The organism is Calothrix sp. CCY 0018 (assembly GCF_963920925.1).
Taxonomy (GTDB): Bacteria; Cyanobacteriota; Cyanobacteriia; order Cyanobacteriales; family Nostocaceae; genus Rivularia.
Map to the genome: position 1 here is coordinate 34,434 of NZ_CAWUDI010000045.1, position 17,016 is coordinate 51,449.

Below are 17,016 nucleotides of genomic sequence, written 5' to 3' on the forward strand. Positions count from 1 at the left end.
TATAATAGATAACTTTTAAACCTTAATTATCTGATTTTATTTCCTGTAAATAATACATTGCCATAGTTAAAAGGTATATTTACAAGGATCTTAACCTACCTTTTATATAAAAAATTATATAAAACTTTGCTATATAAGGAATTAAATTAATGCTGGATTTATTAGCTCGGAATACCAAATTTTTTATTACTATACTTGTGTTAATAGCTTCAACTTTACTATTGATAGCAACTATCCTTTCAAAAGAATATTTAAAATTTACTGAAGCGTTTTATACGATTGGTATAAGTATATCTACATCTGGTTTAGCAACTAGCCTTGTTCAAATTATTGAGCTACTTACAGAGGGAATAGAAAAGCGTTCTAATCAACGTAATTTTTTGAGACTTTTTGGTTGTGATGATAAAATAAATGGCTCTATAGCAATTATTATTCCAGCGTTTACTCTTAACCAAAACAACTCATCGCAGGCTAACAATACTTTTAAGCGGCAAGCACAGAATATAGTTTGGAAGTATTCTAGTAAGGCAGCTATAAAAAATGATGTTGCTGCTGCTTCATATTTCGTATCAACTTTCTCTAAACTTGGTCTTCCTGTTCCTCAAATAAAGTGGGATGAAGAGGTAAAAGATGATGATAACGATGGAATTAAAACTTATATTCTTATAGGTCTTTCAAATAATGTAATTGAATTCATAAAAAAATCTGGTGACAAATATTTCTTAATTGACCCAAATCTAGATCAAGATAAAAACTTGTCAAAAGTTTTAATAAAAGCTGGTTTTTTTGATAATTCTAATGAGCTTGTAGATAAAACACGATGGATATCTCACTCAGTATTACTTGATTCTCAAACTTTTCGGCCAAATGATGACGTTGATTATGCTTTATTTGCAAAGTTTCGCATAAATAATAAAGTATTTATTGTATGTGGAGGAGGCACGGAATGGGGTACTCACGATATAGGATTACATATGAGTCGTGGCGGATGGAAACGTGCCTACTCCGACTTAAAAATAGAAAAACGGAATCCCATAACTACAGATGAACCATTTGCGATCGTTTTTCAAGTACCTATAAATAGACCATCAGAACGTATATCGATTGTCCACAAATGTATTAAAAGATAAAAATAACATCTCTTCAGTACCTAGTGTGTCAAATTGTTAGTTAAGAACTAAAGTTTTATTTTTAACATAAGTTTGAAGCTTCAAACTGTAAACAAGCAAGAAATATTAGTGAAAAAGGCCTGAATCTATCACATGGCGATGCTTTCAATATTTATGTAAGCATTTTTAGCATAATAAGTACTGAAGATCCAAAATAAAAAATTAGCACCGTATAGTGTAAATATACTTACCATTTTTAAATGCTAAAATTATGTTAATTTTAACCAGTCCCAACGGTTATTTTATTTGTGACGTGTTCTACTAAACTATAATTTTATTATAAATAACTAAGTATTGTATTAATTTTGAGTAAATGAATCTGGAAGTCTTTATTAGCGACATTTTATCTTACCATATTTCTCCTGAAAGCTTCTCTTCATACATTAAAAATATATGGGAAAGTGAAGAAGGCTGTGTGAGATCCTATCACGATCCTAACTTTTTTTGTCTTGATATTTGGCATTTATCTTTTGATGAATTAATTACAGAACACGGTCGTCACGATCAGCCATTGTCTATTTCCCAACATTTATTTGGTGATGAGAATCGTATCTCAGCGCGTTTGGTATACGATCCACTAAAACAAGATAATCAAGCTCCTTTAGAATATCATTCTCACCCAGTTGATACAGTTATTGTTGTGGTTAGCGGTTCAGGGATTTTTTCTTTTATTTGTAATGATAGTAAACAGTCGATTGATATAGACCTCAGACCAGGTAAAACCTTATTTTTTCCATCAAACATCGTTCATACAATTAAAGAAGTTGGCGATGATGGCTTGGAAACATTGAATATAACTAATCGATTAAACCAACCAAGCTATCGTACCGAACTTACCAATGAGAAAAAGGATTTTTTAGTAAAACCTTCAGAAGATTTTAACCAAATTTACGGTCAAATTTTGCTGGGAAGCATTATAGAATAGTCATCAAAGTATATTCCCAAACGGTTATTATCCCAAGTGCAGCAGTTGGAAGTGGAGAAAACACCAGTAAGAGAAATATTGCAGTTGTTGGGAATAAATCTGTAGCCATTGTTAGAAATAACGGTATCTTACCCTAGTTTAATTGGCATTATGAACGTTAATTTATATCAAGAAAAGGTTTAAAATTATTTTGCTAATGACTTCTATTAAAACTTGAATTGGGGTGTAACAGATTGATTTTAATAATTCGCGGTCGCGCCACAAAAGAACAATTAGATGAAATGCTCGTAACTTGGGGAGTATTTATTAAAATAGTAGTTGATATTGAACGTGAAGTTTTAGCTGGTGGTGCGGAACGTCATTATGAATGCGAGCAAGAATTATTAAAAAATGGTAGCAAACAAAAAGATTTGTGGGGTGCTGATTGGTGTCCTTACACCCAAGAAATAGTGTTTGAGTCGATTATCAATATTCGCCCCAGCCAAAACAATCGTACTATGATAGTCCAATCCCCTATCATTAGAGAAAGAATTACCACTATTACCAAGCAGTTGCTAGGAGAATTCTGATGCCTAATTGGAGTGCAATTGAAGCAAGTTTTTTAAATCAACCGATACCCCAACAATTGGGAGAACTGGCAGCGAGTTTAGCACGTCTTAAATCTTGGAGTCAAAAAAATGCTAGTCATGAAATAGTTCCAGTGTTATTAGAAGAAAGTTTACTTTATGTCAATTTATTACAGAAACAAAATCATCCCCATCACGTTGAGTTAACACAGTTGCAAAAATTGTTACAAGAGTGGGTAAATAAAATTAATAATTCAACCGAAATTGTAAATCTTGCCGCTGTTGCTGCTAATTGGTCGGAACGAGTACTGGATATGTCGGGTTTATTAGTGGTGGCAGATTCTAAAATTGCTTGACGCTAATATTGCTTTACCCGGTATGGATAATGCTTACTGTTGCGTAGATAATAAAATGGTTGAGCGATCGCGTAATATTCCAATTGAAGAAATAATCAGCTTTATTCATAGAGTAAAGCGTAAAAAATAGTTAGGGATGGGACAATTTTTAGATAGTAAGAGCGATGCGATCGCGAGAGTTAAATTCACTAAATATATTCCCAAACGATTATTGTCCCAGGTGCAGCAGTTGGAGGTGGAGAAAGCATCAGTAAGAGAAATATTAAGAATGTTGGGAATATATTTTTAATACGACTATTGCCAAACCTTAGCTATTTGAGCTAACCCACCTTTTTTAACACACGTTGAACCTAAATATGCAGTGTAATCACCATGATTTTCGTGATGATGCCTCTTTATTAGCATTGCATTATTGTCACTCCACTTGCCTTTTATTTTGTTAATTTTTAAGGTTTTCGGGTTTAGAAAATGGTTAAGATTACCGCTCAATGTTCCCCACCAATAGGAAGCTCCGACCATTCTAGTATTGGTAAATTTAACGCCAGACATTTTTACGACAGAACCAGTTTTTGTATTAAAAGAACAAGCTGTATTCGTTTTATTATCCAGTGCAATTATCAAATTACTGTTAGTTGCAAAGAAATCCATATCATCATTTATGTTACTGGCTACCGCAGGCAACGGTAATGAAATTGCCAAAATACTTAAAGCTGCAACTAGTTTATTCATCGGTTTAAAATTGAATTGCTAATTCTTAGACCGTAACACTAATGTATAGTTAACGACTAGAGAGTAAGTATGAAGATATCAAAAAATAGTTACTGATAAATACTGTAAAGCCCTTTGTGAATTGATATTTAGACGAAATAAAGAAGTTGGCGAAGACGGAGACGACACCGGGACGTATATCGGTACGTCTCCTTATCTTCTTTTTAATGAAACTTTATTAATAGTTATTCTTTTTATAAATATAAATACTTAAATTATTAGTTAAAAACATACTTTTTAGCTAATTTATCTAATTCAGTAGAGTTACCCTACCTGTTTAGAGTGAAAGATAACTAATATAAATCAGGTGATACATCATCTCATGCATTTAATATTCTGTTCAATTTTAATACATGAATATCAAAAAACCTTTGGTTATCAACCAGCCGGAGGTAGGTGAACTTATTCGTGAATTGCGGCTTTTAACTAGATTAACCCAAGAGAAATTTGCAGCACAATTAGGAGTAACTTGCTTAACGATTAATCGTTGGGAAAACGGACGTTCTAATCCTTCACCTTTGGCTATGGAAAAGGTTGAATCGTTGCTCGTTGAAATGGGCAATCGCGGAGAAAATTTGCTGTCAAGATATGCGGATTAATTAGTAATAAATAGGTTATCTTTTTTTAAGCAAATAAAGCAAAAAAGATTATGCTGCCATCTACCCAAACAGTTTCATGAGTTATTTTCCTATTATTCGGATTCCTAAAGAGATTGAGCAAGTGCAGTCAGCAATACCACCTGCTGTACGCTTTACGGAAGCACCACCATCTCAGCTTGGAGAAGAACCTTCTCGCCAGAACATTACGCTTATTGCTGTAGAAACAACGATAGCTGCTATCGCTGCTCCTATTTTTTCTCAAGCAACATCTATACCGGGTTTGTTGTTATTTCTTATTGCTGCTGGTGCAATTGCTATCCAGGCATGGCAGCAATTTGATAGTTATCCTAAGCGCTTACAGGAATACAGACATCAAGAAAAAGATTACGGGATACAACGTTCACAATATGAAGAAAGACAACGTAGACATGAAGAAGAACAAAGAATAGCTCAAACTCCAGAACGGATTGCTCAATGGCAGCGCAATCAATTACTAGAAGTACTTGCATATACCGTTCCGCACGATGGCGATTGCAGTTCGGCGCAAGAGGGTGCATCTGAAGAAAGATTTAGAAGTTACCTTCGACGATATTTTCCTAATCAAACCCACGTTGGATTAACTCTTGAAATCCCTGACTTTCCACATCCTTTTACCCCAGATATTGCTTACATTGACCGTGCAATAAACCTCTACATCGATATTGAAGTAGATGAACCTTATGTTTATCACACCGGGCAACCTACTCACTATGCAGGAGCCAGAAGAGACAACAATCGGAATAATTTTTTTTACGATAAGAACTGGGTTGTAATTCGATTTAGCGAACAACAAGTTGTTTGTCACCCCCATAGCTGCTGCAAAACTGTAGCTCAAGTAATTGCTCAAATCACCGGGGATAATTCGATTTTGAACCAGTTTATAAGTACTCCAGATTTACACCAACAGCGACAGTGGACGGAAGATGAGGCGATACAAATGGCACAAAGAGGGGAACGGGATAATTATTAATAAAATGAATATTTTTAAATCCAAACATTTCAAATTAATCTATATTAATATGCACATTCAAAAAATTATTGTCGGGTTATTAACTTTAAGCTTATCTTGCATTTCCAATTCCCCTGTATTAGCTACAGAAGTATCATCAAAAGAAAAATGCATTTCGGAAACTAAAGAAGTAGCACAAAAACTTATAGAAAATCGAAATGTTAAGTTGAGGTTTGATGTAAGGGATATATCCAAATATGAAGAAGATTATCCTTATAATCGTCCATTAGCTTTTGACTTTGCTTTTGAGGGTCAGGCTACGGGAGACATCATGAATTCGCCTCAGTTTTTAAAGATTGCTACTACTCGAATAATTAGAAATTGTTCTAATGTTGCACAGGTAAATTTTGGACAATATCAAACAGACTGGTCAATTACTGTTGGGTTAATGCACGATGGTAATATCAGGCGTTTTAAATGTTTTGATCCATCGGAGCTTACGGTATCTTCCAAGTTGAAGTGGGGAGAAACAATATGTTTATAAACTGTATTGTTTTCTGTAATTAATATAATTTAACTACACAAATAAACATGAACAACGAATTCCAACCAGTAAACGATGGGGAAATCATATCTCTTAATCATCAAGATATTGGTCGTCAGCTAAATTTAGCATCGCATGGTTTTGATGACGTACAAGTTAAGTCGGAACAGTTTGCAAAAGTAATTAGGCGAAGATTGAATATAAAGGACGCTAAAGGGCAAACGTTATTTAAAGAAGGTATAGGCTGTGAGGTTTTTAAATCTGGTTCTACAGGCTTACAAAAAGGAAGATTAAGAGCCAGATTAGTTATGGAATTTTGTCCCGATGAGCTTATAAACGACTTTCCTGAATTATCGCAAGATAAATATTTCTCGAATGATGAAATATAAAGGTTTTGAGGAACGATCGCCTCCAACAACGCTGAGCCGTACTATGTCCTCCGCACAAGCGATCTGAACAGCTTTACTCGAAGAGCGATCGCGCCAACTGCGTGAACTTTAAGTAAATGCGATCGCACAGAGAAAATTTTGTCTACAGCAGAAATAGCAATTATCCCGCCGTACTCTTTTTTTAATTCCGAAATAACACGAGATGATAATGTAGTTATGTACCGTTTTAAAGAAGAGTAGGCTGTCTATTATGGCTGAATTTTATAATAAAGGCGAACGTGTTGTTGTGCTACAAGACGAATACAGAAACCAGCACGGTAAGATTAATAGCGAAATGTTAGTAAATAATTTTGGTTTACGAAATAAATACCGAGTAAAATTAGATAACGGTAATATCGATGAATTTTTTACCTCAGATATAGAGGATGAAGATTTAGGGTATGCTCAAATTTCAGAAATAATAGAAAATATTACGAAGAAGGTTAATCAAGTTGCTTCAAAACTTCCAGGAGAAATGAAAACGGAATTACCTACTCATATCGGCTATCTTGAGAATGCTTTATTATCTAAAGATAAGCCAATGGCTATTACTGAATATAGCTATGTTACAAGTAATCTTAAAAGGCTATCCGAACAAAATATTTTATCACCAGATTTCACAGAATCTACTCGAATTGATTTTGAAAAAATAGATGGAGCTATAAAGCGTGTTTCTTAATGTTCCTCTATCGGCGTAAATGCAAGATTAGTTTTGTAAAAATATGAAATAATACTAAATCTTCACTACTTTACTACAACAAACAAAAAAGCCCAGTTGACTTAGCAACCGGGCTTCACACATTACAATGTCACACAGCACTTACGTACAAGAAATCTTAATTTTGTTCCAAGCTAACTTTAACTACCTTGTTCTTTTCTTCTTCGCTTTTAGGTAGTGTTAAATTCAAAATACCGTCTTTATATTCTGCGGTAACGTTAGTATTTTGAATTCTTACTTTGAGGGGAATTACACGCTGGAACTTACCGTAGTAGAATTCAGAACGAGTATCATCTTTATGCTCTGCTTTGCGTTCTGCAATTACTTTGACTGCATTGGCGGTAACTTCAATATCTACATCTTCAGGCGACATCCCAGGAAGTTCGAGTCTTAAATGCAGCGCATCTTCAGTTTCGGTCAGTTCGGCTGCTGGAGTTCTAAATGCTGGTGTTTGAATATCTTCAAAAACCCGGTCAAGTTGACGTTGCATTGCGTTCATTTCTGCCCAAGGGTTGTAACGTGCAATAGCCATTTGATTAACTCCTAGATGTTTGCTTAATTAGTAGTTTCAATTTGTTTCTTTGATTCCTATAGTAGTGATTATTAAATGAGCAGTGAATTCGGTTTATATCACCTAGTTAATGTTGAATACCGACCAATTAAATAGGGACAATTAGAGGTACGGTAAACTTTAATATTATTGGTACGGTTTACTCGAATTATAATTTGTAATAGTTATATTTAAGCTACAAACTATTAGCTAGAATATCAATTTGACTCGCAAGCTACCCCATCGTTATCACGATCCAACCGACTTGCCCAAGGGTTGATACTCACATCAATATTCGTAATTCCCCTGGCGCGGAGTTCCTTGCAACTACCCGATTGTGCTGGGATAGTCGAACTGTTGGTTACAGGTGTTTGATTTTCAACTTGTTGTGGTTTGGATGCAGGCGATATAGGCGATCGCTCATCTTCATTATCCCTAACCGGGCGATCGCTTGGTACTTTATTAAGATTAACTGGATTTTGGTAAGCAGGAACGTATATGCGTTCGGTTGTAGGAGTGGAAGTAACATCTACAGTAGGAGACGATGTTGCATTTGGCTCCACAATCAATTGCATCTCCGATTCATATTTTGGTTGACAGCCAGTTATTCCAACAGCGATCGCCCATAATAAGCACAATCTTACCTTTCTCATTTCACTTCCCTACAAATTTTCTAACAGTATATCTACTGTATTGTTGCTCTACGGGTTGTGATTTGGGTCATGGGGGACGGCAATCGCTCTTTATGAGGTAGCAGATGCGATCATCATTCACGGGCGCGGGCGTTGCCCAATCGCTCAAAGGCAAGTATTCTCTGTCAAGTCGCAATTACGCTATTATCATCGCTATATAGAGAAAATATGGCAGCACTTCTTTAACTTTTCAAAAATATACATTTTTAGTAAGCAAGGGAAAAATTCAAATGACTTTACCCATCAAAGAAATTGTACTAGCTCCCCAAGAGGGCGATCGCCTGACAATTGGCAATAGCGAAGTTATATTTAAAGCGGTTGGTAGCGATACTCACGGACACTTAGGATTGTTTGAGAATGTAATCGGGCCTGGTGGTACTGCGCCAGTATTACATATTCACCGTCAGATGGAAGAAATGTTTTATGTGTTAGAGGGAGAAGTAGAAATCAAGGTTGGCAATCAAACGATACAAGGTCAGCCCGGAGCGTTTGTACTTGTGCCTCGCGGTACGCCTCATACATTTGCCAATCTAAGTACAAAACCTGCGAAGTTATTAATTATGTTTACTCCTGGAGGGGAACGCGAAAAGTACTTTGAGGGTTTGGCTGAACTTATAAAGGACGGTCAAAAGCCAGACCGGGAAGCGCTTTTAGAATTAATGCGGCAATTTGACCAAGAGCCAGTAGAAACTATTAATTAATAAAGTTACTTGTAAATTTAATTTTTACCGGGCGCGATAGTTGCTTTCACTCAAAACAGAAGCAGTTTTACATCGTCGGCGCAATAAAAAAGTAGTCCCAATTATACCTATCCCAGTTAATGCAGCAACATTGTTTGATTCTGGAACTTTTTGAGTTAAAGGTACTTCAATCGTGCCAGTTATTCTTACGGTACCTGTACTAGTACTCGTTGGGTTTACTAAAAGATTGTCAATTTGATAAACTTCAGAACCAGTAAACGTGCCAGTAGCACCTTGAAATAAACCTTCACCACCAGTGATGTTGTTAATATTAGTGCCAGTAGTTGTTAAATTGGCTAAATCAATAACTCCTGTACCGTTTTCAACTTCATAAAATAGTTTATTTTCTCCTTCTCCAAATAATGTCACTCCACCTCGCGGCAGACCTTGTAAACCGAATGTTTCTGGATTGCTACTAAAGCTGTAAGAATTATTACTTAAATCACTTTTTATATAAAGTACACCACTAGCTTTAGTTAAACCCAAAGGTGCATTATTACTTACTCCTGATATAGTCTGTGATGTTATCTCTTCAGTAATCGGATTAAGTAGGGTAGATGATGCGTCATAGGTGGCATCAAATGGGTATGTAGTCTGTGCCTTTACGCTTCCTACATTCGACCCAAAACCAATCAAAGCGAGGATTCCCGGAATTAACCACGAAGTATATGAGCGGATCATCATTGCTAGACCTTTAGTGGAAATTACTGATAATGATGATACAGCAATACTTAGGATTTGATTCATTTCATCCAAAAGGTTGCCCCCACACCCGCCACATTTCTTTATTAAATGGACTACGCCATTTTTGTATCAATGCTTGCTCTAGCTGCTGCCGCTTTTTAGTATCAGTTGGCGTATCCCACCAAAAAGCAATATTAACTGCTGTTTTTAACTTGTAACGGTAATGCAAATCTTGATAGCTAATGATGTAATCTTTACAGTCATGTACTGCTTTCCAGCGCTTGTTAGAACGTAAAGTTTCACCAACATACAAGATTAAATTAGCAGCAGAATCAATCACAAAATATAAACAAGCTTCCCCTGGATAATCGGCTGGTATTCGGTAAAACGCCATCGACTGTAATTGAAGAGTTAGCGGGTCAATTTTATCGGGGTCACAATGATTGGGTGCAATATCGAATAATGCTGCTTGCTGAACTGGTGGAGTTTCGCGTGTTTTCTGTTGATAATTTGTTATCTGCAATTTCCACCGCTGCAATTCTTCACTACTCATCACCAATTCATCGCGGCGCTTGGATTTATATTCTTTACTAGGAAATAACTCCACCTGTCCCGGTGGTGGTGGCAGTGGCGGATATGCAAACAGTTCCAGTTGTTTTGGTTCAACTGGCGTATCTTTAAATAAATCAAGCTGGTTCGGCTCCACAAGCATTCCTCAAACCCACTTGTTGATAATATCCGCCGCTGGAGAAATAAACAAAGAAAGTTTTATGAGCAAAGAGTACCAGACCAGTCTTGATGTCCTCGACCCAATTGGCACTTATATTGTTCGCCTACCCAAACAATTTCCCATTTATTTTGGTTGCGTTTCAATTCGATGCGATTTCGTATTCCACCAACTGAATCATCAGCTAAACCTATTATGGTATACACGATTACAGCAGTTTCTCTTGTCGGATATGCAACTGAAATGTCCTCAGACTTTCTTCCTTCTTCATCAAATGAATTGTTAAACAATTGTACGGCTACTGATTTTGGGTTGAAATCTTTAATTCGATTACGAGAGATAAATTCTTGTACGCTAATTACTCGAAAATCAAAACGCGGATTGCTTTCTTGCAATGCTGCGTTTAGCTTAGTCCAAGTTTTCTCTCCGACAATGCCATCTGGAATTAGCTGTTGAGATTTTTGAAAATTAATGACAGCTGCATTAGTTTGTGAGCCAAAAATACCATCAATAATACCTGAATAAAAGTTGAGCTTTTTCAAATCTTCTTGCAGCTTAGTCACTTCTGCACCCTTTGAACTAACTCTTAGCACAACAGAAGTAATATTCATAGTTAGTATTTCTTATTTGGTGTAATTACATACTTAATATCACTTTTGAATTTACCGATTCCGGGCGTACAAGCATAAAAATATGAAATTTTTCTCAAATGATAAGTGGAATACAAAGTGCGATCGCTCTTCACGGGGAATCCAATTTTTGTGACTAAAATATAAGTCATCGCCACTAGCAGCAGCGAACGTAGTAATAGGAAGCATAAAATGTTACAGCTTCTTTAATATGACGATCAGTTCCAGGTAGGTTCTTCAGGATGTGTATCTAGATTTAATCCAGCTTTTACAAGCCAGCGGTCAATGATTTGATAAATTTGATTAATCCGGTCTTGAGAATAGCCATTTGCTAACATCCAGGTTTCAAAAAAGTTACCACTCGCTGAAATATGTTCCCACATTGCATCGAATTGCGCTTCTGAAATACCCATCGTTACCAAAAAATCAGCTTGGTTCCAGGGAATGATACCGTCATCTATTAGTTGCAATAAAGGACTTTGATTTTCTAACACCAACTGCTCTAAAAAATCACGAATCTCCCTTTGGCGCTCCACAGCTAAACGTCTTCCTTCCATCTGGCGATCAAGTTGAAGCTGAACGCGACTAACACCACCCAAAGCTAGCCAACTTTTCATATCATCAACAGCGCTAGAACATCTACCAAATCTATCCGTTTGCAGTAGGGCGATCGCTCCTTCAAAATTCCTGCGGAGAGCTTCCCGCCAATCATCACGTTCTAGATATTCAATTAATGCCATGTTGAACGAGTATTCATAACGCCTTTTCTTATTGTATTGAAAGTACTTTAAAAACTCGCTTATGATTAATTGCTCATAGTTTCTATGATTTTGTTACCCGCTGCAACCAAACTAGGAACAATTATTTCTGGTTGCGGGTAAACATCAAGGTAATCAATTTCATTTTGAGTAATAAAAGCGGTTCTCAGATCGGCACGCACAGCACCAGCGATATCCCAAGCATGAGCAGCGACCATCCAAACATCGCTCAAATCATCTTGCTTAACCAAAGCATAAACGTCTTTGTGGGGCTTTGTTTTAGAAACAGCATCACAAGAAAAAATGCAGTCAAAGTATTTAATAGCACCAGCACGTTCGAGCAGTTTGCGTGTGGAATCTTCACTGCCATTAGTTAAGGCAACTATTGAACAATTTGCCTGTTTTAACACTTGAAACGACTCAAGAGCGTCTGGTTGTAAATCTAACTCGGAAAAAGATTCTATTACCTGAGACATCTGCATGGAATCTGCTTGAACACCAAGTATTTTTAAAGTTCGAGGTAGTTCCGAAGAAAGCACTTCTTTAAGTGGTCGATAACCACCCGCGTGAGATAGAGCAAAGGCATCGCGCAATGTTTGTGCTAACCAAAGCTCTACAGAATAATCGGGTGCGCCTCGTTCTATCAATTTTTGTCTGGGTTTGGACAAGCTAAAACAAGTACCAATAATATCGAACGCTACTGTAACTTTTTTCATTTGCTTTTAAGGCTTTAGATTTTCACCATAATTTAATCAAGGTGATGAGAGAAAAGCCAAACTAGTATACTATATTGACTTTATATAATACTACAATGATATTATGCAAAACATAGATAAACGCGCTTTGAAATTATGTTCAATGCTTATCTAAATAAAGATAATTGAACTATTCGTAGTTCCTCTTTGTTCTTAAGATTAGATAGCGAAATTCCCAACAACCGAATACTTTTAGCCCCCAGTTCAATTCCTTCAAATAGCGCGTTCACGGAGTGGCGGCTTCCGCATCGCTCCCCCAATTATCTCCCCCAACTCTTTAATCGGCATCAACAAAGTTTTACTGCGGGTAATCTGCTGATAATCTGCAAACTTTACTTTTAGCGTCAGTGTTCGACCGGAAGCTTGATGTTTCTCAATCCGTTTATGCAGCGTAGACGCAATTTGTTCGAGTTCAAATATACAGGTTGCGCGTTCACGAAGTGACTCTGAAAGAGTATCGCTCAAGTCCTGGGCAAACGAGTTTTCAGCACCAATTGACTTACGAATACGGTTTGGTTCAACAACGCAGTCATTTTGTCCCTTAGCAATATTGTAATAATAATTATGGTATTGTTAATTTCAAAAAAATTACCCTTATGGGTACTGTATAAAAACAATTAAATTTTCTATATTAGAAACAAGAAATAAGAAAAATATTAAGGAAAATGTTATGGCGTTAAACGTTGTAGTAGTTAGTGGAAACGTTAGGATTGTCGATGACGAAGTATTTCGTGATGAAGTATGCACTGCTACCCTTTCTGGTAGCGCTCAGTTAACTAGCGAAGGTCAACCGTCGGAATTAGTGGAATTCTCTAAAGGATGTGGCGGAGAAGTTCGCGCTGAACTTGATTTGAACTGTGTGCGTCTTGATAATGGCGATGTCAAAATTAACGGTGAAGCACGACTTTATGAAGGAACCTCAGAAAATACTGGCGACTTAGAAGACACAAAAAGTCTTTCCTATCTAGTTCCTAAAGGGCGAACCATTACCAAAACAGTAAAATTACGAAACACTGAAACGTTTGGTGGCGATACTGCCAAATTTACCCTTACATTGGTAAACATTCAAGCTGCATAAAGCTACTACGAAGTATTATAAAAATATTTAACGTTTTCTCAATAAGACGTTAAAAATGCTTGCTCTTGTGACTACAAACTCCCTACTTTCCTGCCGAAATAAAATCAATAAAATCGTGTATTCCGAATAAATAGGAGTTTTAGCAATTTGTCTGGATCAAAAGATTAAGTATGCAATATATTTTTAGCCCTTTCGGGGCTGTACTAAAGTAGAATGCCGTGCCTGTATGGTGCGGTATTTTTACGTAGAGAAATCTCTCATGCTTGGTTAATTAATAATAAAGGAGAAGTAATTGACCCTACTTGGATTGAAAAAAATCACAAATCAACAGTTTATTTTGGTATAGCTTTTAACCGAAATTATGTAGAGCAAATGTATGAAAAAAATGAACAGAGTTATAGTATTTTAGAAAATTTCCACATGAATGGAAACGAATTTATGATGACTAAAGGATTTCCCCCGCACGTACTGCACAAAATTTAATGACTATAGGCGTTCACCTTTTTGTGCGGCTTAGCTGATACCGGGACGGCGATCGCAAAAAGTTTCAATAAAAGTTATCGCGGGTAAGCTGGCAGTTAGCTATCGGATTTAATAAACGATTTGTAACCTTCAATCTTTGATCGCATCTCCCAAAACGGGAACACTAATACGGTAGCGTTCCTCTCCGACTATGAAACTACTCAACTTCCTTAAACCCAAAACACCCCAACCAACCATTGATAGTTATGGCGAAACAACCGGAGTTTCATCAGAACAAGTTCAATCAATAATGGAATGGTTGTTTGCTAGCTTGATGGCAGCCGGGTACTTGGGGCGATCGCATCTTATCTGGTTTGACAGCGACAACCCTGACCCCAATCTAGAAAAGTTAATTAAAAAACTGACACGCTACAATGAGCCAACTTTCCTTTGCCGTTGCGGTGGTAGGGTAATGCCAGCGCCTGACGATTATTATTGGCGGATGATGACCGAACACCCTTCAATGCGGGTTTATCAGTTAGAAGTTAAGGAGTAATTTACATCGGATCTGGTCTACCTATACCCAATTCCCTCAACTTCAGTTTTACGTCTTCCCACTCAACCCCACAGTAGTAGTATTTTTTATCTAAAATATTGGCGATATAGTAACCTTGTTTTCCACCGTTAATGCGAAATAGTTCGACGGCTACCTTCTTCATTGAAGTACCAAAAGCTTTAAACTCTTCGGATGGTGATAAATTCGGGGCGTTAAATAAATTTATAAATGGTTCGTCTGCAATATCGTCCAGGTCATCTCTGACAACTTCCGAATCAACGAGGTATGTTTCCCCCGAAACTTCATCCCTTTTCTTCCAAACTCCTTGGAATAAACGAATAAAAACTTTAACAGGGTTCCAAACATCTCGATGACCGTTACCATTTTTGCTCAATCAACCACCTCCTTTTAAAACACAAAAGGGGATTTTTTTATCCCCACGTTAATTTTACCACTTTTAACTAGTATAACTAACCGCTTTTATTTACATTACTTCTATTTTTCGTAGCAATTAATATTAACTCACCAGACGCGATCGCATCTAATAATTGACCTGTAGAACCTTCCCCGTTGTATACATAGCCTAGTAATTGGGCAACTTCTTTTAACTTGTCTATCGTTCCCTGCTCAACCCTTGCATGAAGACTTACGCGGTCTAACTTCTTTCTACCTGCCATAAGTGTTAACTATAAAGTATTAAAAGTGGTTTACAGATATAGAATAGCAAAAAGCGCCACAAAAAAAGTTAATTCAGTTTAGATTATCAACGTTAATTTAAAGATGAATAACGTTTTGATAAATTGGCATTGATTTTGGGGCAATCTAGAACTAAGTATACCTGTACTGTTACTATGCCCAAAATCCCAGAGTGCGATCGCTGCCGTTTTTATTGCGGCAGTCACTACCTTGTATGCGCCGTCCTTCCCAGTGGTCCCGATGGGAAAGAATGCCATCATTTTGCCCCAGAACCTAATGCGGAACCACAAGAACTGTGGGAACCCCAAGGGGCGAGATATATTGATGACGAATTGGTAATTGAGCGTGTTACCTACAATGGCGAAGAAATTATCCAGCCCCCACAACGATGGAGCCGAGAAAAAAAGTTGTGGTTATTAGATAACCATCCGATGTTTACTGGGTTATGTCCTAGTTGTGGTGCAGAGTTTGAGAGGGACTTCACCGCAAGAGTGCATTGGGATTGCCCCGAATGTGGCTGGAAGGATGATTCGGTATAGTAATTTTACACCGCTTTTAAAAACTCCAGATAATCAAAAAAACTTAGTAAATAAACTTGTGGATACAGATTACACACGTCTTGAGAACCTACTTGAATCAAGTAGATGGCGCAGCGCCGACGAAGAAACAAACTCAATAATACTTAAAATAACTAATCGCGTTGATGTAGGCTGGTTAAGGGAAGAAGATTTTACGGCAATTTCTTGTTTTGACCTCGAAACTATTGACGAACTATGGGCAAATCACAGCCAAGGACATTTTGGTTTTACCGTTCAAAGTCAAATTTGGAAGACTGTAGGGGAAGATTACGCTAAATTCAGTAATACTGTAGGCTGGCGGTTAAATTATGAGTGGCAGAAATATTCTCAACTTAAATTTAACTTAGAAGCCCCACCCGGACATTTACCCGCTGCACCTTTCTACAATTTAGGTAACGAAATTGCGATTGGTTGGGCAGCTTCTTTGTCACCAAAATTAGTTGATTGTTTGGACGAGAGTTTTTAATTACTGACTGGTTCAACCTTCTCAACTGAATTATCCCCTACTCCCAAAGTCAGTTCTAAGGGCGATCGCTTTGGGTAAGCTTTTACTACTTGTCTGTAGACATCATAATTTGTAGGTAACGTCCTTTGCTGCGTATCTTCTGAGTAAATAAATTCGTACTTTACAGACTTTAATAATTCGGGTCTGCTTGCCTCTTGTTCCGAACCTTGACGTTGCTCCACTTCATCAACTGTTGGTCGCGGTGGTAATGCAGCCCACCATAAACCTTTGTCATCGGGTCCGGTAACTGCTCCTGGTGGTTTCAAGCCATTACGATTAAGCAGGGAAGTTGTAGCAAATTCTTCTCTTCGTGGTGATGGCTCCGTTGTTAGATTATTCGCATATTTTACCTGCCAGGTATAAGTGGTCAGCGCTGTAGCTTCATATTGGCTTGTAGTTACGTTAGTGCAGCCAGCCATTACAGCCGAAAAAAGCAATGAAAATAATATCGGAGCGCGTTGTTTTTTTAATTCCACTACTTTATTTATCGTGCGACTCATGCCAAAAAAATAGTAATGAATATATATTACATACGAAGGTATATT

Annotated in this window: 29 protein-coding genes; 17 read left to right on the forward strand and 12 right to left on the reverse strand. The window is 37.1% G+C overall.

The genetic code is table 11. The features are described 5' to 3' along the window. Nucleotides 1–149 precede the first annotated feature (149 nt). From ACM03V_RS26670 to ACM03V_RS26695, 6 genes are all read left to right on the forward strand, one after another. Nucleotides 150–1,130: a hypothetical protein gene (locus ACM03V_RS26670; protein WP_414623829.1), complete on the forward strand. Its 981-nt coding sequence runs from the start codon at nt 150–152 to the stop codon at nt 1,128–1,130. Between the two features lie 454 nt (nt 1,131–1,584). Next, nucleotides 1,585–2,094: a cupin domain-containing protein gene (locus ACM03V_RS26675; protein ID WP_414623830.1), complete on the forward strand. Its 510-nt coding sequence runs from the start codon at nt 1,585–1,587 to the stop codon at nt 2,092–2,094. A gap of 233 nt (nt 2,095–2,327) precedes the next feature. After that, nucleotides 2,328–2,663, forward strand: a complete 336-nt coding sequence (locus ACM03V_RS26680; RefSeq protein ID WP_414623831.1) for a DUF5674 family protein — start codon at nt 2,328–2,330, stop codon at nt 2,661–2,663. Next, on the forward strand, nt 2,663–3,016 hold the full coding sequence (locus ACM03V_RS26685; RefSeq protein ID WP_414623832.1) for a hypothetical protein: 354 nt from the start codon (nt 2,663–2,665) through the stop codon (nt 3,014–3,016). The genes ACM03V_RS26680 and ACM03V_RS26685 overlap by 1 nt, the downstream gene beginning before the upstream one ends. Beyond that, nucleotides 3,009–3,146 (forward strand): hypothetical protein, encoded by a 138-nt coding sequence (locus tag ACM03V_RS26690; protein WP_414623833.1) that lies wholly within the window; start codon nt 3,009–3,011, stop codon nt 3,144–3,146. The genes ACM03V_RS26685 and ACM03V_RS26690 overlap by 8 nt, the downstream gene beginning before the upstream one ends. A 6-nt stretch (nt 3,147–3,152) precedes the next feature. Beyond that, nucleotides 3,153–3,305 (forward strand): hypothetical protein, encoded by a 153-nt coding sequence (locus ACM03V_RS26695; protein WP_414623834.1) that lies wholly within the window; start codon nt 3,153–3,155, stop codon nt 3,303–3,305. Between the two features lie 5 nt (nt 3,306–3,310). On the opposite strand, the gene ACM03V_RS26700 is transcribed toward ACM03V_RS26695, so the two are convergent. Next, the gene (locus tag ACM03V_RS26700) at nt 3,311–3,745 is read right to left on the reverse strand and encodes a hypothetical protein (protein ID WP_414623835.1); all 435 of its coding nucleotides are present in this window, start codon (nt 3,743–3,745) and stop codon (nt 3,311–3,313) included. 392 nt (nt 3,746–4,137) lie between these two features. Between ACM03V_RS26700 and ACM03V_RS26705 the strand changes: the two genes are divergently transcribed. The 5 genes from ACM03V_RS26705 to ACM03V_RS26725 all read left to right on the forward strand — a co-directional run bounded on the left by ACM03V_RS26705 (nt 4,138) and on the right by ACM03V_RS26725 (nt 7,022). Then, nucleotides 4,138–4,383: a helix-turn-helix domain-containing protein gene (locus ACM03V_RS26705; RefSeq protein WP_414623836.1), complete on the forward strand. Its 246-nt coding sequence runs from the start codon at nt 4,138–4,140 to the stop codon at nt 4,381–4,383. Nucleotides 4,384–4,459: 76 nt separating this feature from the next. Further along, on the forward strand, nt 4,460–5,392 hold the full coding sequence (locus ACM03V_RS26710) for a hypothetical protein (protein ID WP_414623837.1): 933 nt from the start codon (nt 4,460–4,462) through the stop codon (nt 5,390–5,392). Between the two features lie 49 nt (nt 5,393–5,441). Further along, a complete protein-coding gene (locus ACM03V_RS26715) occupies nt 5,442–5,915 on the forward strand; it encodes a hypothetical protein (protein ID WP_414623838.1) in 474 nt (157 codons plus the stop codon). Between the two features lie 47 nt (nt 5,916–5,962). Further along, nucleotides 5,963–6,304, forward strand: coding sequence for a KGK domain-containing protein (locus tag ACM03V_RS26720; protein ID WP_414623839.1), 342 nt, complete (start codon nt 5,963–5,965; stop codon nt 6,302–6,304). Nucleotides 6,305–6,554: 250 nt separating this feature from the next. Next, a complete protein-coding gene (locus ACM03V_RS26725; protein ID WP_414623840.1) occupies nt 6,555–7,022 on the forward strand; it encodes a hypothetical protein in 468 nt (155 codons plus the stop codon). Between the two features lie 157 nt (nt 7,023–7,179). On the opposite strand, the gene ACM03V_RS26730 is transcribed toward ACM03V_RS26725, so the two are convergent. Both ACM03V_RS26730 and ACM03V_RS26735 read right to left on the reverse strand, forming a co-directional pair. Next, nucleotides 7,180–7,593 carry an Hsp20/alpha crystallin family protein gene (locus ACM03V_RS26730; protein ID WP_414621548.1) on the reverse strand — a complete coding sequence of 138 codons (414 nt, stop codon included), beginning with the start codon at nt 7,591–7,593 and terminating at the stop codon, nt 7,180–7,182. 236 nt (nt 7,594–7,829) lie between these two features. Next, nucleotides 7,830–8,264: an excalibur calcium-binding domain-containing protein gene (locus ACM03V_RS26735; RefSeq protein WP_414623841.1), complete on the reverse strand. Its 435-nt coding sequence runs from the start codon at nt 8,262–8,264 to the stop codon at nt 7,830–7,832. Nucleotides 8,265–8,533: 269 nt separating this feature from the next. On the opposite strand from ACM03V_RS26735, the gene ACM03V_RS26740 reads away from it, so the two are divergent. Then, entirely contained in the window at nt 8,534–9,004 is a 471-nt protein-coding gene (locus ACM03V_RS26740; RefSeq protein ID WP_414623842.1) for a cupin domain-containing protein, read from the forward strand. A gap of 24 nt (nt 9,005–9,028) precedes the next feature. On the opposite strand, the gene ACM03V_RS26745 is transcribed toward ACM03V_RS26740, so the two are convergent. From ACM03V_RS26745 to ACM03V_RS26770, 6 genes are all read right to left on the reverse strand, one after another. After that, entirely contained in the window at nt 9,029–9,790 is a 762-nt protein-coding gene (locus tag ACM03V_RS26745) for a hypothetical protein (RefSeq protein WP_414623843.1), read from the reverse strand. A 1-nt stretch (nt 9,791) separates the two neighbouring features. After that, on the reverse strand, nt 9,792–10,439 hold the full coding sequence (locus ACM03V_RS26750) for a GIY-YIG nuclease family protein (protein WP_414623844.1): 648 nt from the start codon (nt 10,437–10,439) through the stop codon (nt 9,792–9,794). Nucleotides 10,440–10,495: 56 nt separating this feature from the next. Continuing rightward, complete coding sequence (locus tag ACM03V_RS26755) at nt 10,496–11,065, reverse strand: peptidoglycan-binding domain-containing protein (RefSeq protein ID WP_414623845.1); 570 nt, start codon at nt 11,063–11,065, stop codon at nt 10,496–10,498. Nucleotides 11,066–11,301: 236 nt separating this feature from the next. Further along, nucleotides 11,302–11,823: a hypothetical protein gene (locus ACM03V_RS26760; RefSeq protein ID WP_414623846.1), complete on the reverse strand. Its 522-nt coding sequence runs from the start codon at nt 11,821–11,823 to the stop codon at nt 11,302–11,304. A gap of 65 nt (nt 11,824–11,888) precedes the next feature. Further along, nucleotides 11,889–12,557, reverse strand: a complete 669-nt coding sequence (locus ACM03V_RS26765; protein ID WP_414623847.1) for an HAD-IA family hydrolase — start codon at nt 12,555–12,557, stop codon at nt 11,889–11,891. 252 nt (nt 12,558–12,809) lie between these two features. Then, entirely contained in the window at nt 12,810–13,061 is a 252-nt protein-coding gene (locus tag ACM03V_RS26770; RefSeq protein ID WP_414623848.1) for a hypothetical protein, read from the reverse strand. Nucleotides 13,062–13,266: 205 nt separating this feature from the next. On the opposite strand from ACM03V_RS26770, the gene ACM03V_RS26775 reads away from it, so the two are divergent. The 3 genes from ACM03V_RS26775 (at nt 13,267) to ACM03V_RS26785 (ending at nt 14,692) form a co-directional block, all read left to right on the forward strand. Further along, nucleotides 13,267–13,674, forward strand: coding sequence for a hypothetical protein (locus ACM03V_RS26775; protein WP_414623849.1), 408 nt, complete (start codon nt 13,267–13,269; stop codon nt 13,672–13,674). 213 nt (nt 13,675–13,887) lie between these two features. After that, nucleotides 13,888–14,157, forward strand: a complete 270-nt coding sequence (locus ACM03V_RS26780) for a hypothetical protein (RefSeq protein ID WP_414623850.1) — start codon at nt 13,888–13,890, stop codon at nt 14,155–14,157. Nucleotides 14,158–14,347: 190 nt separating this feature from the next. After that, nucleotides 14,348–14,692: a hypothetical protein gene (locus ACM03V_RS26785; protein ID WP_414623851.1), complete on the forward strand. Its 345-nt coding sequence runs from the start codon at nt 14,348–14,350 to the stop codon at nt 14,690–14,692. Between the two features lies 1 nt (nt 14,693). Here ACM03V_RS26785 and ACM03V_RS26790 read toward each other — a convergent pair whose 3' ends face one another. Beyond that, the gene (locus ACM03V_RS26790) at nt 14,694–15,086 is read right to left on the reverse strand and encodes a hypothetical protein (protein WP_414623852.1); all 393 of its coding nucleotides are present in this window, start codon (nt 15,084–15,086) and stop codon (nt 14,694–14,696) included. A 76-nt stretch (nt 15,087–15,162) separates the two neighbouring features. Next, a complete protein-coding gene (locus tag ACM03V_RS26795) occupies nt 15,163–15,369 on the reverse strand; it encodes a hypothetical protein (protein WP_414623853.1) in 207 nt (68 codons plus the stop codon). Nucleotides 15,370–15,543: 174 nt separating this feature from the next. Here ACM03V_RS26795 and ACM03V_RS26800 point away from each other — a divergent pair, with 174 nt between their 5' ends. Then, the gene (locus tag ACM03V_RS26800; protein WP_414623854.1) at nt 15,544–15,927 is read left to right on the forward strand and encodes a hypothetical protein; all 384 of its coding nucleotides are present in this window, start codon (nt 15,544–15,546) and stop codon (nt 15,925–15,927) included. Continuing rightward, entirely contained in the window at nt 15,914–16,432 is a 519-nt protein-coding gene (locus tag ACM03V_RS26805; RefSeq protein ID WP_414623855.1) for a GUN4 domain-containing protein, read from the forward strand. The genes ACM03V_RS26800 and ACM03V_RS26805 overlap by 14 nt, the downstream gene beginning before the upstream one ends. Here ACM03V_RS26805 and ACM03V_RS26810 read toward each other — a convergent pair. Beyond that, a complete protein-coding gene (locus ACM03V_RS26810; RefSeq protein WP_414623881.1) occupies nt 16,429–16,890 on the reverse strand; it encodes a hypothetical protein in 462 nt (153 codons plus the stop codon). The genes ACM03V_RS26805 and ACM03V_RS26810 overlap by 4 nt on opposite strands. Nucleotides 16,891–17,016 lie beyond the last annotated feature (126 nt).

What these genes read in the sequence shown, in the direction of transcription:
- ACM03V_RS26720 (WP_414623839.1), top strand. Translation starts at nt 5,963, where the DNA reads ATGAACAACGAATTCCAACCAGTAAACGATGGGGAAATCATATCTCTT.
- ACM03V_RS26700 (WP_414623835.1), bottom strand. Translation starts at nt 3,745, where the DNA reads ATGAATAAACTAGTTGCAGCTTTAAGTATTTTGGCAATTTCATTACCG.
- ACM03V_RS26755 (WP_414623845.1), bottom strand. Translation starts at nt 11,065, where the DNA reads ATGAATATTACTTCTGTTGTGCTAAGAGTTAGTTCAAAGGGTGCAGAA.
- ACM03V_RS26705 (WP_414623836.1), top strand. Translation starts at nt 4,138, where the DNA reads ATGAATATCAAAAAACCTTTGGTTATCAACCAGCCGGAGGTAGGTGAA.
- ACM03V_RS26740 (WP_414623842.1), top strand. Translation starts at nt 8,534, where the DNA reads ATGACTTTACCCATCAAAGAAATTGTACTAGCTCCCCAAGAGGGCGAT.
- ACM03V_RS26685 (WP_414623832.1), top strand. Translation starts at nt 2,663, where the DNA reads ATGCCTAATTGGAGTGCAATTGAAGCAAGTTTTTTAAATCAACCGATA.
- ACM03V_RS26785 (WP_414623851.1), top strand. Translation starts at nt 14,348, where the DNA reads ATGAAACTACTCAACTTCCTTAAACCCAAAACACCCCAACCAACCATT.
- ACM03V_RS26800 (WP_414623854.1), top strand. Translation starts at nt 15,544, where the DNA reads ATGCCCAAAATCCCAGAGTGCGATCGCTGCCGTTTTTATTGCGGCAGT.
- ACM03V_RS26695 (WP_414623834.1), top strand. Translation starts at nt 3,153, where the DNA reads ATGGGACAATTTTTAGATAGTAAGAGCGATGCGATCGCGAGAGTTAAA.
- ACM03V_RS26805 (WP_414623855.1), top strand. Translation starts at nt 15,914, where the DNA reads ATGATTCGGTATAGTAATTTTACACCGCTTTTAAAAACTCCAGATAAT.
- ACM03V_RS26795 (WP_414623853.1), bottom strand. Translation starts at nt 15,369, where the DNA reads ATGGCAGGTAGAAAGAAGTTAGACCGCGTAAGTCTTCATGCAAGGGTT.
- ACM03V_RS26730 (WP_414621548.1), bottom strand. Translation starts at nt 7,593, where the DNA reads ATGGCTATTGCACGTTACAACCCTTGGGCAGAAATGAACGCAATGCAA.
- ACM03V_RS26725 (WP_414623840.1), top strand. Translation starts at nt 6,555, where the DNA reads ATGGCTGAATTTTATAATAAAGGCGAACGTGTTGTTGTGCTACAAGAC.
- ACM03V_RS26750 (WP_414623844.1), bottom strand. Translation starts at nt 10,439, where the DNA reads ATGCTTGTGGAGCCGAACCAGCTTGATTTATTTAAAGATACGCCAGTT.
- ACM03V_RS26760 (WP_414623846.1), bottom strand. Translation starts at nt 11,823, where the DNA reads ATGGCATTAATTGAATATCTAGAACGTGATGATTGGCGGGAAGCTCTC.
- ACM03V_RS26670 (WP_414623829.1), top strand. Translation starts at nt 150, where the DNA reads ATGCTGGATTTATTAGCTCGGAATACCAAATTTTTTATTACTATACTT.
- ACM03V_RS26715 (WP_414623838.1), top strand. Translation starts at nt 5,442, where the DNA reads ATGCACATTCAAAAAATTATTGTCGGGTTATTAACTTTAAGCTTATCT.
- ACM03V_RS26765 (WP_414623847.1), bottom strand. Translation starts at nt 12,557, where the DNA reads ATGAAAAAAGTTACAGTAGCGTTCGATATTATTGGTACTTGTTTTAGC.
- ACM03V_RS26775 (WP_414623849.1), top strand. Translation starts at nt 13,267, where the DNA reads ATGGCGTTAAACGTTGTAGTAGTTAGTGGAAACGTTAGGATTGTCGAT.
- ACM03V_RS26745 (WP_414623843.1), bottom strand. Translation starts at nt 9,790, where the DNA reads ATGAATCAAATCCTAAGTATTGCTGTATCATCATTATCAGTAATTTCC.
- ACM03V_RS26810 (WP_414623881.1), bottom strand. Translation starts at nt 16,890, where the DNA reads ATGGCTGGCTGCACTAACGTAACTACAAGCCAATATGAAGCTACAGCG.
- ACM03V_RS26780 (WP_414623850.1), top strand. Translation starts at nt 13,888, where the DNA reads ATGCCGTGCCTGTATGGTGCGGTATTTTTACGTAGAGAAATCTCTCAT.
- ACM03V_RS26710 (WP_414623837.1), top strand. Translation starts at nt 4,460, where the DNA reads ATGAGTTATTTTCCTATTATTCGGATTCCTAAAGAGATTGAGCAAGTG.
- ACM03V_RS26735 (WP_414623841.1), bottom strand. Translation starts at nt 8,264, where the DNA reads ATGAGAAAGGTAAGATTGTGCTTATTATGGGCGATCGCTGTTGGAATA.